The 13738-nt window shown below is 60.8% G+C and carries 11 protein-coding genes, 1 tRNA gene, 2 rRNA genes and 2 pseudogenes; 7 read left to right on the top strand and 9 right to left on the bottom strand.

All coding sequences use genetic code 11. The features are described from left to right. Positions 1 to 5 precede the first annotated feature (5 nt). The 4 genes and pseudogenes from ACT009_RS00095 to ACT009_RS00080 form a co-directional block, all read right to left on the bottom strand. Complete coding sequence (locus ACT009_RS00095; RefSeq protein ID WP_445192384.1) at positions 6 to 1025, bottom strand: glycoside hydrolase family 43 protein; 1020 nt, start codon at positions 1023 to 1025, stop codon at positions 6 to 8. A 267-nt stretch (positions 1026 to 1292) separates the two neighbouring features. Continuing rightward, positions 1293 to 2062, bottom strand: a pseudogene (locus tag ACT009_RS00090) (SDR family NAD(P)-dependent oxidoreductase). A 93-nt stretch (positions 2063 to 2155) separates the two neighbouring features. Beyond that, the gene (locus ACT009_RS00085; RefSeq protein ID WP_445192383.1) at positions 2156 to 2797 is read right to left on the bottom strand and encodes a DUF1109 domain-containing protein; all 642 of its coding nucleotides are present in this window, start codon (positions 2795 to 2797) and stop codon (positions 2156 to 2158) included. Then, positions 2794 to 3330, bottom strand: coding sequence for a sigma-70 family RNA polymerase sigma factor (locus ACT009_RS00080; RefSeq protein ID WP_445192382.1), 537 nt, complete (start codon positions 3328 to 3330; stop codon positions 2794 to 2796). The genes ACT009_RS00085 and ACT009_RS00080 overlap by 4 nt, the downstream gene beginning before the upstream one ends. A gap of 122 nt (positions 3331 to 3452) precedes the next feature. Between ACT009_RS00080 and ACT009_RS00075 the strand changes: the two genes are divergently transcribed. The 5 genes from ACT009_RS00075 (at position 3453) to ACT009_RS00055 (ending at position 6890) form a co-directional block, all read left to right on the top strand. Further along, the gene (locus tag ACT009_RS00075) at positions 3453 to 4100 is read left to right on the top strand and encodes a cytochrome P460 family protein (RefSeq protein WP_445192381.1); all 648 of its coding nucleotides are present in this window, start codon (positions 3453 to 3455) and stop codon (positions 4098 to 4100) included. 92 nt (positions 4101 to 4192) lie between these two features. Beyond that, complete coding sequence (locus ACT009_RS00070; protein WP_445192380.1) at positions 4193 to 4918, top strand: DUF1223 domain-containing protein; 726 nt, start codon at positions 4193 to 4195, stop codon at positions 4916 to 4918. A gap of 68 nt (positions 4919 to 4986) precedes the next feature. Further along, positions 4987 to 5241 carry a hypothetical protein gene (locus ACT009_RS00065; RefSeq protein WP_445192379.1) on the top strand — a complete coding sequence of 85 codons (255 nt, stop codon included), beginning with the start codon at positions 4987 to 4989 and terminating at the stop codon, positions 5239 to 5241. Between the two features lie 72 nt (positions 5242 to 5313). After that, complete coding sequence (locus ACT009_RS00060; protein WP_445192378.1) at positions 5314 to 6132, top strand: cytochrome b/b6 domain-containing protein; 819 nt, start codon at positions 5314 to 5316, stop codon at positions 6130 to 6132. Then, positions 6129 to 6890 (top strand): molybdopterin-dependent oxidoreductase, encoded by a 762-nt coding sequence (locus tag ACT009_RS00055; protein ID WP_445192377.1) that lies wholly within the window; start codon positions 6129 to 6131, stop codon positions 6888 to 6890. The genes ACT009_RS00060 and ACT009_RS00055 overlap by 4 nt, the downstream gene beginning before the upstream one ends. Before the next feature lie 113 nt (positions 6891 to 7003). Here ACT009_RS00055 and ACT009_RS00050 read toward each other — a convergent pair whose 3' ends face one another. Beyond that, on the bottom strand, positions 7004 to 7609 hold the full coding sequence (locus tag ACT009_RS00050; RefSeq protein ID WP_445192376.1) for a CHRD domain-containing protein: 606 nt from the start codon (positions 7607 to 7609) through the stop codon (positions 7004 to 7006). Between the two features lie 391 nt (positions 7610 to 8000). On the opposite strand from ACT009_RS00050, the gene ACT009_RS00045 reads away from it, so the two are divergent. Beyond that, entirely contained in the window at positions 8001 to 8279 is a 279-nt protein-coding gene (locus ACT009_RS00045; RefSeq protein WP_445192375.1) for a hypothetical protein, read from the top strand. Positions 8280 to 8296: 17 nt separating this feature from the next. Here ACT009_RS00045 and ACT009_RS00040 read toward each other — a convergent pair whose 3' ends face one another. Continuing rightward, on the bottom strand, positions 8297 to 9445 hold the full coding sequence (locus ACT009_RS00040) for a VWA domain-containing protein (RefSeq protein ID WP_445192374.1): 1149 nt from the start codon (positions 9443 to 9445) through the stop codon (positions 8297 to 8299). A 348-nt stretch (positions 9446 to 9793) separates the two neighbouring features. Here ACT009_RS00040 and ACT009_RS00035 point away from each other — a divergent pair. Then, a pseudogene (locus tag ACT009_RS00035) lies at positions 9794 to 10180 on the top strand (tyrosine-type recombinase/integrase); the annotation flags it as partial. A 144-nt stretch (positions 10181 to 10324) separates the two neighbouring features. On the opposite strand, the gene ACT009_RS00030 reads toward ACT009_RS00035, so the two are convergent. The 3 genes from ACT009_RS00030 to ACT009_RS00020 all read right to left on the bottom strand — a co-directional run bounded on the left by ACT009_RS00030 (position 10325) and on the right by ACT009_RS00020 (position 13584). Beyond that, positions 10325 to 10401 (bottom strand) — tRNA-Met (locus ACT009_RS00030). Between the two features lie 110 nt (positions 10402 to 10511). Next, positions 10512 to 10626: ribosomal RNA gene (rrf, locus tag ACT009_RS00025) — 5S ribosomal RNA — on the bottom strand. Between the two features lie 161 nt (positions 10627 to 10787). Continuing rightward, a 23S ribosomal RNA gene (locus tag ACT009_RS00020) occupies positions 10788 to 13584 on the bottom strand. Between the last annotated feature and the right edge of the window lie 154 nt (positions 13585 to 13738).

Here is a 13738-nt window from a genome sequence, read left to right as displayed (position 1 = left end):
TTGCGTCACTTCGGGGGGGTGCCTGGACCAGCAAGTGGGTGCGGCCTCACGCCCTGATCGGTCATCACCACGGGTTCGATATGCCCGTCAGCCGCGAATACCAGCCGGTCGATCGCGATTTGCCGATGTTCACCGCGGTCGGTGCCGAGCGGCCGGCGGTGGTAGACGATGTACCAGTCGTCGGTCCCCGGCACGTTCACCACCGAGTTATGTCCAGCGCCGCGAGCAATCCGCAGGTCCTGCGACAGGATCTTGCCCATCGGCTTGAACGGACCGGTCGGGGTCGGCGCCGTTGCGTAGCCGACGCTGTAGTCCGGCCCGGTCCAGTCCCCCTCCGACCACATGAGATAGTAGACGCCGTGCCGCTCGATCATGAACGAGCCCTCAACATAGCCCGGCGGCGTCACCTCCTTATACGTCGTTCCATCCGCGGACGGCACCGGTCGTGTCAGGTCGGCGCTGAGGCGCACGACGTTGCAATGCTTCCAGCCGCCATAGAACAGGTAGACCTGTCCGTTCCGGTCACGAAAGGCGAAAGGATCGATCGGCTGCGCACCGTTGTGAAACGCGCCGATAATCGGCTTGCCGAGGGCGTCACGGAACGGGCCGCCGGGATAGTCGCTGACGGCAAGTCCGATGCCGCCGCGCTCACGGTCGCTCTGGATGTCGTTGGCGCTGAAGAACATGTAGTAGCGCTTGTTGGCCGCCAGCACCGAAGGAGCCCAGATCGCGTAGGCTGCCCACGCGGCGTTTTGCACGTCGAAGACGTGCTCGTGCTTCGTCCAATGCACCAGGTCGGGCGAGGAGAAGGCATTGAAGAACGTCTGCATCTTGTAGGAGGGTCGTAGCGAGCCGCGCTGCCGCGCCTCTTTCTGCTGCGCCGAGAAGCGTTTCGAGACGTCGCGCTTGGCACCATGATCGGAATAGGTGGGGTATAGCCAGTAGCGCCCAGCGAAGATGCGGATCTCGGGATCGGCATACCAGCCCGCCACCACGGGATTGGATGCGGCGGTATGGGTCGACATCAAAACGGCGACCGCTGCTACCGATCTCAATGCAGCTCTCATCAAGGCTCTCCTGATCGCGTGACCCCATTGTACGTTGCGTTGAAGCCTTGCGCGAGAACAAGCGGATATACCGTTAGTTCTGGCCGCTTGGATGTCGCCGCCCGGTTCAATGCGCAAGCGGGCGGCGGCATGGCGGTGATCCGGCGGAGCAGCGACTTCTTGCCGACGCTGCCGTGTGCCGCGCGAGGGTGAGCGGAAGCGTTTCGACGACCTCGAAGCTGATCGTCATGCGCCCTGGCCCATGTTGCAGGTCAGCCCACCGTCGAGCGTGAAGGTCGATCCCGTCGCGTAGCTGCCGCTCGCTGATGCAAGGTAGAGCACGAGTTGCGCTACCTCGTCAGGCTCAGCGGCACGCTTCAGCGGGATGCTCGCGACCTGCTCCGCCAGCTTTTCGGGATCGTCGATCGCGTCCTGGTTCATCGGCGTCAGCACCATGCCCGGCGCGACATTGTTCACTGTGATCCCGCGAGCGGCGAGCTCCAGCGCGAGGCAGCGCGTCAGATTGCGCAATCCACCCTTGGATGCGCAGTAATCGGCAGCGCCCGACCGCGGCAGATCCTCGTGCACTGAGCTGATGTTGATGATCCTGCCGGCGGCATTGACGCGCCCCGGATGAAGGCACGGGCGCACAAAAATGGACCGATCAGATTTGTGCGAAGCACCGCCTCGAACTGTGCCAGTTCCATGTCGGCAACCGGGATGCCGGAAGCATCTACTCCAGCCGAGTTCACTAGGATCGTCGCCGGACCGAAGGCCGCCTTAACCTGATCGAACGCCGCCGCGACCGCGTGCTCGTCCCCAACGTCTGCCGCGGCGGCGATCGCCCGCCCGCCCGCGGCCTCAATGGTTGCGATCATGTCGTGAGCGTCGGCGTCGATCTCCTGCACCAGGATCGCCACCGCAGCACCTTCGCTTGCGAAAAGCTTAGCGGTGGCAGCGCCGATACCGGAGCTTCCGCCCGTAACCACTGCGACTGCGCCGTCCAACTTGCCCATCCGATCGATCCTTTCGTGATGCACGCGCACGTTGCGCTGCTGTGCCTGCACCACGAATTCGGGCGAACGTTGCCGGCGGTTACACCGCCGCGGTTACCAGCGCAGCAGGCGCGGGCCGAGCAATGCGCCAGCAGCGGCGGCAAGGCCGATACCCAGCGTGTACCAGGTCAGCACGAACAGCGCCGACACCTCCGGACAGTGCAGACAATAAAGCGTCGCCGCCCAGCAACCGGCGGCCAACCCGGCGGCGCCGCCCGCCGCGGCCAGGCGGGTCGGCGCAAGACGCCGGAACGACCACAGCAATCCGACGAAGATCGGCGCAGACAGCATCAGCACCAGCCAGGGGCACTTCTTCCAGGTCTTGCCGAGCCACATCGCGAGCCAGTCGCCGGTCGGTACGTGCGCCATCTCGGCGGCGCTGACGATCGCCAATACCGCGAACGGGATGATCAGCGGCCAGAATCGACGCAGCTTCACGGGCTCGGGTCTTCCCAGCCGCCGCACCAAGATGAGCGCCCCGATACCGAGCGAGATCGTATATGCCCATTTTACCCAGAAGGCGGCGCCACGCATCGCGAGGCCGAGATCGTGACGAAAGCCCAGTGTGATCGCGATCAGGAGCAGGGTCGCCACGCCACCGCCAAGGATCCCCGTCAGCAAGCGGCGCCCCATCGCGCGACGCGCAACCGGCTTCAAGTCGGCCGCGAGGGAGGCGATCAGCGTCTCCATATTCATCGCAATTGCCCCTGAATACGGGCAACCAGCGCTTTCAATCCGCGGTGGACCGACACCTTGACGTCAGATTCGCCGATACCCGCCGCCGATGCCGCGTCGGCGATGCTGCCGCCTTCGAGGCGTGTCTGCCGGATCAAGCGCGACTGCTTTTCGGGCAGGTGCTGGAGCAATCGGTCGATGTCCATGCGTGCGCCGGCTTCGGCCTCGAAACCCGGCGAGACGAGCAGATCCTCGACCTCCTCGATCGGGCACGTCTGCCGGGTGCGGCGAAAATGATCGATCATCTTGTACCGCGCGACCGCGAACAGCCAGGCGGTGAACGCCCGTTCGCGGTCATAGGTTATGCGACGCGTGTGCACGGCGATGAGGGTCTCCTGCACCAGATCTTCGATGGCGTCGGCGTCGCCGACACGGCGGCAGTAGAATGCACGCAAGATCGGCACCAGCGCGCGTAGCAGCGCTGCATGGGAACTCGCGCTCCCGTCGAGGCCATCCACCATCCATGCCCTGAGCTGGTCTTCGCTGGCCCGCATTCATGCTCCTGACGGTTCATTCGTGCAGAAAGCTGCTTCGGTTACACCATTTGGGTGATCCGCGCGAAAGCCGTCCCGACGACGCTCGTAACCGATCGCGCCGCGATCGCGAATGCTCATCCATGAAACGGATCATTCCTTGGCCAGCGATGCTCGCCGCCGTTGTCCTCGCCGCTGCCGTGATCGGCGTTGCGCAAAGGACGGCCGCGGTTAGTGCCGCCTCTTCCGCACTTCAATACGACGCGTCCGGACGCCTGATGGTGCCGCGCAACTATCGCGAGTGGGTTTTCCTCAGCGCCGGTATCGACATGCGCTATGGCGACGGCACCGCTCCTCCGACTGATCACATTTTCAGCAACGTGTTCGTGCCAGAGGCTGCGTACCGGGCGTTTCAGGCGACCGGCACCTGGCCCGATCACACGGTGTTGATCCTGGAGAACCGGACCGGTTCCACTAAGGGCTCGATCAACAAGGCCGGGCACTTCCAGGCAGGCCGGCTGGGGCTGGAGGCGCATGTCAAAGACGTCACGCGCTTGCGCGAGGGGTGGGGCTTCTTCGCCTTCGATGGCGAGCAGCCGAGCCAACGGATCGATGACAAGGCCGATTGCTATTCCTGTCATAGGGCAAACGCAGCGGTCGATACGACCTTTGTGCAATTTTACCCGACGCTGCTGCCGACCGCGACGAGGCACGGGACGCTCAGCCGGTCTTACCTCGCCCACGAGCGACATGATGCCGCGGCTCACCGGACCGGGGTGTCAGGTCGATAAAAGCGCGATCGTCTGTAACCAAAACCGGCGCCGGAACGAACCTTCTTCAACAGCGAGGCGACCGCGCCCGCTCACTTGAGAGGCCGACACTGATGCTCGATCTTCGATCTCGCGCGCTGAAGCTGGCGGCGTCCGGCGCAATGGCAGTTCTTGCCGGCTGCGACTCCGCCCAGGCGGGCGCAGCCCCCGGTGGATCCGCTGCTCACCCAATCGTGCTCGAACTGTTCCAGAGCCAGGGCTGCTCGTCCTGCCCCCCGGCCAACGCCGTGCTGAACGGTCTTGCCGATCGGCCCGACATCCTCGCGTTGTCGTTCGCGGTGACATACTGGGATCAGCTCGGCTGGAAGGACAGGTTCGGCTCGCCGCGCTTCACCGCGCGACAGCGGGACTATGCCGCCGCAGGCCGCGGCCAGGTCGCAACGCCGCAGTTGATCATCAACGGCGCTCACTCGATCGTCGGCAGCAACGGTCGCGAGGTCGCAGCGACCGTCGCGAAGGCCGGGGCGCCGCGCGGCGGCCCGCAGATCGACCGGACGGGCAACGGCGTCCGGCTTGGCGCACTTGCGACTGGGTCGCGCTCGACCGTGTGGCTGGTTCGCTACGATCCCGGCACGCGCAACGTCCCGATCAAAGCCGGCGAAAACGCCGGGCGGACGCTCCCCCACCGCGATATCGTCCGCGAGCTGGTGAAGCTCGGCGACTGGAGCGGGTCGACAGCCTCCTATCGGCTGCCGGCGCCATCCGAGGGGGGTCTCGCGAGCGCCATCCTCGTTCAGCAAGGTTCGGGCGGGCCGATCACCGCCGCTCGCCGGATCTGACCCTCATCACCCGGCCGACGACGTCGCGGCCACTTTCCATCACGACGCCATACCCAAGGAACCGACCGATGCGCCTCTCCACCCTGCTTGCTCTATCCGCCCTGTCACTCGCCGCTGCTGCTCCCGCCGTCGCGCAAGACGCGATGATGAAGGACAACATGAAGTCCGGATCGATGATGAAGATGTCGGCCGCGGACACGAAGAAGATGAAGTCGTGCAACGCTATGTCGCACGACAAGATGATGAAGAACGCCGGCTGTGCCAAGATGATGAAGATGCACCCCGAAATGATGAAGCACGATGCCATGATGAAGGGCAGCTGACGCCACTCCCCGACGTGAGGCGCCGTTGGCGTCTCACGTCCGACCCGCTTCGAACGCGAAGGGACGCGCTTCATGGCCTTTCAAGCAAGCATAGCGCCACAGGGCGGCGATCTGGTCTACCGTCAGCGTCGTCCCGTACGGCTGTGGCATTGGCTGAACGCCTTGTCTGTCATTGTCATGCTGATGAGCGGCCTGATGATCTTCAACGCTCATCCGCAGCTATATTGGGGCCAGTACGGCGCCAACCACGAGCGACCATGGTTGCAGATCGGGAGCACGGACGATCGCGGGTTCTTGCGCCTCGGTCCGATGACCATCCCGACCACGGGCGTTCTTGGCATCTCGAAGGGAGAAGAGCGGGCGTTCCCCGCTCTTGTCACGATCCCGTCCGGCTATGACCTGGCAAGCGCCAGGCAGTGGCACTTCGCTTTCGCCTGGCTTCTGGTCGTCCCCGGCATCCTGTTCTGGCTGTGGAGCTTGATAGGTCGGCATCTCCAGCGCGATCTCGCGCCCACCGTCGACGAACTCAGGCCACGCAATCTGTGGCGGGACATCAAGGACCACGCACGCCTGCGCTTCCACACCGGCGAGGCTGCACGGCGCTACAATATTCTGCAAAAGCTGAGCTACCTCGGTGTGCTGTTCGGACTGCTGCCGGCAATGGTGCTGACCGGGCTCACCATGTCGCCCGGCATCGACGCCGCATGGCCCTGGCTACTCGACCTGTTCGGCGGTCGCCAATCGGCGCGTTCGATCCACTTCATCTGCGCCGGCCTGCTTGTCGGCTTCATCGTCGTTCACTTGTTGATGGTCCTCCTCGCAGGTCCCTTCAACGAGCTGCGCTCGATCGTGACCGGCTGGTATCGCTTGCCCGAGGAGAAGCCGCGATGACCATCCTCACTCGACGTCGGCTGATCGGATCGATTGCCGTCGGTGGCAGCGGAATGCTGCTGTCGGGATGCGATCGTATCGTCGCATCTCCTGCCGTGCAGCATGTGCTTGGAGTGGGCGAAAGCCTCACGCTTGGGTCTCAGCGCCTGCTGATGGACCGCGGGGCGCTCGCGCGCGAGTTCGCCGCCGCTGACATGTCGCCGGTGTTCCGCACCAACGGCAACACAATGCCCGGCAGCGACACGTACCAGGCGCACGTCGCTGACCACTTTGCCGATTGGCGCCTCGTCGTCGATGGTCTCGTCCGGCGACCGCAAGCACTCTCACTCGCCCAGATCCGGGCGATGCCGGCGCGGACGCAGATAACGCGGCACGACTGTGTCGAAGGGTGGAGCGCGATCGGCAAATGGACCGGTTTGCCCTTGAAGCTCCTGCTCGACGCCGCCGGGCTACTGGCTGCAGCGCGCTATGCCGTATTCCACTGCGCGGACGACTTCGACGGAGACCCATATTACGAGAGTATCGATCTAATCGACGCGTATCATCCGCAGACGATCCTGGCTTGGGGCATGAGCGATCAATTGCTGAGCGTCGGCCACGGCGCCCCGTTGCGTCTCCGGGTCGAGCGGCAGCTAGGCTACAAGCAGGCGAAATACGTCATGCGGGTCGAGCTGGTCGATCGGCTAGAGAAGATCGCCTCCGGTAGAGGCGGCTACTGGGAGGATGCGGCAGGGTACCAGTGGTACGCTGGTATTTGATCATCGCGGCTAAGAATGCCGCCGGGAATAACGATACTTTCATTTCAGCGATCGCCCTAGCTTGACGAAATCCGCCAGCCTCCCAGCTGGCGAATTCTAAAGCTCGCTTCGTCTCAGGCGAACGAAACGCGGCTGCTCTTACGGCGATAGCGGATCGCCGCCCCCATCAACCCGAACCCGAGGATCATCATTGCCCAGGTCGCGGGCTCCGGCACTACGCCCAGCTGCCCGCGAATCTCCCCGCCCGGATTAACTGCAGTGTGGATGTTGAGGTACGCAAGCCCGCCGTTCAGCCCGGTAATGAACGCCATGCGCGCACCTGCTCCGGTTCCTCCCGATGCGGTCAAGAACGCGCCGTTGTAGATGCTCATGTCGAGCAGATTGTATGTACCCATAATCGTGCCGGCAACGCCGCCCGGCACCGTGAAGCCGATAGCGACAGAAGCGTTACTGCCGATCGGCGCGCAACAGTGAACGTGACCTGCAACGGCAGTTGAGCTGAGCCCGCTATAAGTGATCGTCACCGAGAAGCTGTTCATGTCGTCGGACAGAACCAACTGACCTAAGCCGAGCCCTGCGCTTGCGACCGGCGGGTTTTCGTTAATGCCCTGCATCGTTGTTGAGAACGTCGTCACCGCCGCTGCCGGTGTCGTCAGCCCAAGCGACAGCCCTGCCATCGCCAACGTCGCGGATGCTCGTCTGATGCTCGTCATTTGCATGTCGTGATCCTCCGATCGCCGCGCGCTTGCCGAGCAGTCACGTTAACCATAGCAGAAAAGATCGGGCGACGCTTATACTTCGCGACGGGATCTCAGACAGGCGATCAGCAAATCTCATATTGCGAAATGGAAGCTGAGGGCTGCTTCGACCCAGGTCCGGACGCTCGGCATTGCATTGGAGGTCCTCAAAACCGGACGTTTTGTTCGGTTTAGTTCGACGGCCGCTATCGCCCTGATCAAATCACTCCACTCATCATAATCGGTTCTCGACCACAACCTGTGTCGGTCGCAAACACGCATCTCAGACTTCGCTTGCTGAAACAGCGTTAGGGGATGCGCCGGCGTGCGGCAGCCGTTGGACCGATCCCGCCAAGCAATCTAGATGTGTGCGATGCGCGATCCCAAGCCACCACGACTCAACAAACGCGGCCTGGAAATCTGGTTCAGAGAGGCTGATGGCGAAAATGGCTATGCTCCGGTTCACCGCAAGGGCTGGATCGCCTTCATCCTGGGCTTTGCATGGGTAATGTTCAGCGGCGGCATTGGCATGACGATGATCGTCTTGTGGGCCTTCTTCGACTTACCTCTCCCTATCGCCATCATCTCGCCATTCGTCATTGCCGCGCCCGGCCTGCTGCGGCTGGCCAAGACCGTCCGCCGCCACTCGTGACGGTTGCTCGGGAACACTTAGCGCGCGGCCTTCTCCCCCGCAGCGACGGCGTTGTTGGCGGCATCTCTGGCCGTATCCTGACGCTTCTCGTGCGCGTCCCGCGCTGCCTCTAATGCACGCTGCCGCTCGCCAAGCAATGCCACCACCTGATACCGTGGCGGCAGCTTCTCTCCGCGTTTGGCCCTTGCGTCATAGGTGGCAAGGGCACCCTGCGTCTCGCGGTTGATGATGCCGCCGGTGCATTGCACGAGGTAGGTATAGGCCGCACCCGTCGCGATCGAATTGCCCGCCTGCGCCAGCGTCGCTCGCACCCGATTATTAACCAGCCGCGTCTGCTCGGCCAATTCGCGGTCGAAACCGTCGTCGTCGGTGACGTTGACGAAGCGGCCGCCACCCGCGCCCGCGACAGCCTGCAGAGCTATTGCCTCGCCCTTCGGCAGGCCGAAGCCGATAATGTTGACGACCGCGCGGGTGCTGCCGCGGTTGATGTCGCGTGCGACGGATACCGGATCGCCGCCGCACGTCTCAATCCCGTCGGACACGACATAGATCACCTGTTCGCCGGGGACGGATGACGGGCCGAGCTGTTCCCGGGCCGCCGTCAGGCCCGCTGCGAGTGGGGTCCATCCGACGGCGCGTACAGCAGCCACCGCGCTGCGCAATTGTGCGCGGTCGGTCGACATTGGCGCCAACAGATTGACGTCCTTGCAGGATTTCGACTTACCGGCCTCGCTATTGTTGCCCTGTTGACCGAACACCGCAAGCGATGCTGGAACGCCAGGCGGGAGGCCGTCGATGAAAGCCTTGGTAGCCGTGCGGGCAAGTTCGAGTTTGGTGCGGCTGCCAACCCGGCCCGCCATCGACCCCGAGCCGTCGATCGCGATCGCGACCCGAATGAGCGCCGGACCGTCCGGCCGCTCGGCGGACGCCATATCGACCCCTTTCAGCTTGGCCATGCCGAAGCATTGCGACTGATCGGTGCGAATGAAGGGCGCAACGAACGTGCGTGCTGCGATAACGTCGCCCAGCTTACCACCGCCGTCCAGCAGGGCCTTCGCCCCTGGTGACAACGCCACGTTATGCTTGCTCCCCTGCGCTGTTTCATTCGCGGATTGGCCGCCTTGGGGCGTTGCTTCGCAGCCAATGAGCACCAACGGGAGCAGCAACAAACAACGGGATCGGCGCACGCGTGATCTCCATATGTTGATTTTGAGACTATTAAACGCGGCAAGTCTGCGATCGCTGCATTGATTGCTGATTGCACGAAGCCAAAAGCAGATCTGCAACGCGCGGTTCGGAGACTGGTTAAGCCATGAGGCCACTACCGCATTGTTTTCTGCCGGGAGATGCATGGCGGGATGGACCCATTCCGTCCGCTTAGAGTCTGCGAGACGCCGCCAGAAAACCGCCGCTCGTTCAGCACCACCGACGGACGCTCAACCTCATTTCCGAACCGTAGGTTTACCGCGCCTCCGTAGTCTCGATTGGCTGATCCGGTTCGATGGAGATGGTCGATGGGTCACTCGTCGATGCACCCCGCTTTTCACGAACTTCGGCCTTGGAACGAAGGCCGGCTCATCGGTGCGAAGCGGACGCTTAAACGGCAACAGGTCTGGGCCATTCGCTTCTGGCTCGACCAACATAGACGATTGCGCGACCGAGCGCTGTTCGATTTCGCTATCGACAGCAAACTGCGCGGCTTTGATGTCGTCAAGGTGCGGATCGGCGATGTAGTTTCCGGCGGGCGCGTCCGTGACCGCGCCGTTGTGATTCAACAAAAGACCAAACGTCCGGTACAATTCGAGCTGATGGATACGGCGCGAAAGACGATGCGGGCATGGTTGGAGCGACGCCGCGGGACGCTAAACGACTACGTCTTCCCGAGCCGAAACGACTACATGGCCCAAGATTAGCCGTTCTGGTGGACGGCTGCCTGAGCGCGCTACTACGCAGGATCACGCGCCCTCTTGCTTCCACGGTGCTTCCAATGGCCAGCTGCACGGCACATGAAAAAGCCGCTATGTCGTTGATATAGCGGCTGAATTTGGTTGCGGGGACAGGATTTGAACCTGTGACCTTCAGGTTATGAGCCTGACGAGCTACCGGGCTGCTCCACCCCGCGGCGGTCCCTGGTGGGACTGTCGGCGCCCGTTTGGGCGTCGGAGGAGACATGTGTGAATGGGTTCTTGCTTGATCCTGGTTCCGTGCATGTTCTCGCGCACCGGCTACAATGCCTGGCGACGACCTACTCTTCCATCGCTTGAGCGATAGTACCATTGGCGCAGTCGGGTTTCACGGCCGAGTTCGAGATGGGATCGGGTGGGACACCGACGCTATTATCACCAAGCAATGAAGCCGGTGCGTGAGGCGCGTACGGGGGGATCAAGGTTCTTGTAAATCGATGTGCAGTTTCGTTGCTTGTACCACATGTATCTGGCGTCGAGCATGATCATCCACGTCGCCGACGAGCTGGTCTGGTTGCCCAGGGCTGTCATTGATGGTGGGACTCTCAAGCGCGAATAGGACAATTAGTATCGGTTAGCTCCATGGATTACTCCACTTCCACATCCGATCTATCAAGGTCGTGGTCTCCGACCGTCCTAAGAAATCTTATCTCGAGGGAGGCTTCCCGCTTAGATGCTTTCAGCGGTTATCCCGTCCGTACATAGCTACCCTGCTGCGCTCTTGGCAGAACGACAGGTACACCAGAGGTACGTTCAACCCGGTCCTCTCGTACTAGGGTCAACTCCTCTCAAATTTCGACGCCCACGGCAGATAGGGACCAAACTGTCTCGCGACGTTCTGAACCCAGCTCACGTACCACTTTAATTGGCGAACAGCCAAACCCTTGGGACCTGCTCCAGCCCCAGGATGTGATGAGCCGACATCGAGGTGCCAAACAACCCCGTCGATATGAGCTCTTGGGGGTTATCAGCCTGTTATCCCCGGCGTACCTTTTATCCGTTGAGCGATGGCCCTTCCACGAGGGACCACCGGATCACTATGACCGACTTTCGTCTCTGCTCGACTTGTCAGTCTCGCAGTCAGGCTGGCTTATGCCATTGCACTCTAACAGACGGTTTCCAACCGTCCTGAGCCAACCTTTGCGCGCCTCCGTTACTCTTTAGGAGGCGACCGCCCCAGTCAAACTACCCGCCACAGAGGGTCCCTGAACCAGTTTCATGGTTCGAGGTTAGACATCAGAAAACAACAGGGTGGTATTTCACCTATGGCTCCACATCAGCTGGCGCCGATGCTTCAAAGCCTCCCACCTATGCTACACAGTTCTTTCCTAATGCCACTCTGAAGCTGCAGTAAAGGTGCACGGGGTCTTTCCGTCTAACCGCGGGTACTCCGCATCTTCACGGAGAATTCAATTTCGCTGAGCATGTCCTGGAGACAGTGGGGAAGTCGTTACGCCATTCGTGCAGGTCGGAACTTACCCGACAAGGAATTTCGCTACCTTAGGACCGTTATAGTTACGGCCGCCGTTTACCTGGGCTTCATTTCAGAGCTTGCACCCCTCCACTTAACCTTCAGGCACCGGGCAGGCGTCAGGCCCTATACGTCGTCTTGAAGCCGACTTAGCAGAGCCCTGTGTTTTTGCTAAACAGTCGCTACCCCCTGGCCTGTGCCCCCCAACAGAGCTTGCGCTTAGTTGGGGCCTCCTTCTTCCGAAGGTACGGAGGCAATTTGCCGAGTTCCTTCAGGACACTTCTCTCAAGCGCCTTGGTATACTCTACCTGACCACCTGTGTCGGTTTCGGGTACGGTCTATACGGTGGGGCTATTTCCTGGAACCATTTCGAAGCCATCCCAATCCGATAAGGGATGACAACACACATGATCCGTCACACACCACCAGGCCCACGAATATTAACGTGGTTCCCATCGACTACCCCCTTCGGGCTCGTCTTAGGGGCCGGCTCACCCTGCGCGGATTAGCCTTGCGCAGGAACCCTTAGTCTTTCGGCGAGAGGGCATCTCACCCTCTTTATCGCTACTCATGTCTGCATTCGCACTTCCGATACCTCCACGACCCATTACCAGATCGCTTCATCAGCTTACGGAACGCTCCGCTACCGCGTACTCTTAAAAGAGCACACCCTAAGCTTCGGTGCGTGTCTTGAGCCCCGTTACATCTTCGCCGCAGAATCTCTTATTTAGACCAGTGAGCTGTTACGCTTTCTTTAAAGGATGGCTGCTTCTAAGCCAACCTCCTGGTTGTTTTGGAAATTCCACATGCTTTCCCACTTAGACACGACTTGGGGACCTTAGCTGTAGGTCAGGGCTGTTTCCCTTTTGACGACGGACCTTAGCACCCGCCGTCTGTCTCCCGAGTAGTACTCGTAGGTATTCGGAGTTTGGTTAGGTTTGGTAGATCTCGCGACCCCCTAGCCCATCCAGTGCTCTACCCCCTACGGTATTCGCTCGAGGCACTACCTCAATAGTTTTCGCGGAGAACCAGCTATTTCCCGGCTTGATTGGCCTTTCACCCCTAAACACAACTCATCCGGTAACTTTTCAACGTTAATCGGTTCGGACCTCCAGTGAGTGTTACCTCACCTTCATCCTGGTCATGCCTAGATCGCCGGGTTTCGGGTCTAATACTTCAAACTTTGTCGCCCTATTCAGACTCGCTTTCGCTGCGCCTACACCTACCGGCTTAAGCTTGCTTGAAACATTAAGTCACAGACCCATTATGCAAGAGGTACGCTGTCAGGGCACAAGACCCCTCCAACTGCTTGTAGGCAATCCGTTTCAGGTACTGTTTCACTCCCCTCATCGGGGTGCTTTTCACCTTTCCCTCACGGTACTAGTTCGCTATCGGTCATATACGAGTATTTAGGCTTAGAGGGTGGTCCCCCTATGTTCAGACAGGATTACACGTGTCCCGCCCTACTCAAGTCCTGATATCTCACTTTCGCATACGGGACTGTCACCCGCTATGGTGCTGCTTTCCAGCAAGCTTCTGCTAGTTGAATATCAGGCACTGGCCTGGTCCGCGTTCGCTCGCCACTACTAACGGAATCTCGGTTGATGTCTTTTCCTCCAGCTACTGAGATGTTTCAGTTCGCCGGGTTCGCTTCACCAAAGCTATTTTATTCGCTTAAGTGATACCTCAACCATTTAACTCTCGATGAGCTCTCGCTCACAAAGAATTAAATGGTGAAGGTGGGTTTCCCCATTCGGAAATCTGCGGGTCAAAGGTTGCTCACACCTCACCGCAGCTTATCGCAGCGTGCCACGTCCTTCATCGCCTGTATATGCCAAGGCATCCACGAATTGCCCTTACCTCACGCTTGAGAGTCCGCACCACCAATGACAACGCTGGGCCAACCCTAAGGTCGACCAACTCGGCAGAGCAGCGCTGCACGGCATATTGGGCACCCATCAAAGTAATACTTTGATGGGACCCGTTGGTGCGGATGATTATAATCTCAGCCAGATTATTTAGTG

The organism is Sphingomonas sp. Tas61C01 (assembly GCF_052567495.1).
The sequence above is the reverse complement of the archived record's forward strand: the minus strand, read 5'-3'. Positions and strand labels throughout refer to the sequence as shown.

What these genes read in the sequence shown, in the direction of transcription:
- ACT009_RS00095 (WP_445192384.1), bottom strand. Translation starts at nt 1,025, where the DNA reads ATGTCGACCCATACCGCCGCATCCAATCCCGTGGTGGCGGGCTGGTAT.
- ACT009_RS00085 (WP_445192383.1), bottom strand. Translation starts at nt 2,797, where the DNA reads ATGAATATGGAGACGCTGATCGCCTCCCTCGCGGCCGACTTGAAGCCG.
- ACT009_RS00080 (WP_445192382.1), bottom strand. Translation starts at nt 3,330, where the DNA reads ATGCGGGCCAGCGAAGACCAGCTCAGGGCATGGATGGTGGATGGCCTC.
- ACT009_RS00060 (WP_445192378.1), top strand. Translation starts at nt 5,314, where the DNA reads ATGGCCTTTCAAGCAAGCATAGCGCCACAGGGCGGCGATCTGGTCTAC.
- ACT009_RS00055 (WP_445192377.1), top strand. Translation starts at nt 6,129, where the DNA reads ATGACCATCCTCACTCGACGTCGGCTGATCGGATCGATTGCCGTCGGT.
- ACT009_RS00050 (WP_445192376.1), bottom strand. Translation starts at nt 7,609, where the DNA reads ATGCAAATGACGAGCATCAGACGAGCATCCGCGACGTTGGCGATGGCA.
- ACT009_RS00075 (WP_445192381.1), top strand. Translation starts at nt 3,453, where the DNA reads ATGAAACGGATCATTCCTTGGCCAGCGATGCTCGCCGCCGTTGTCCTC.
- ACT009_RS00065 (WP_445192379.1), top strand. Translation starts at nt 4,987, where the DNA reads ATGCGCCTCTCCACCCTGCTTGCTCTATCCGCCCTGTCACTCGCCGCT.
- ACT009_RS00070 (WP_445192380.1), top strand. Translation starts at nt 4,193, where the DNA reads ATGCTCGATCTTCGATCTCGCGCGCTGAAGCTGGCGGCGTCCGGCGCA.
- ACT009_RS00045 (WP_445192375.1), top strand. Translation starts at nt 8,001, where the DNA reads ATGCGCGATCCCAAGCCACCACGACTCAACAAACGCGGCCTGGAAATC.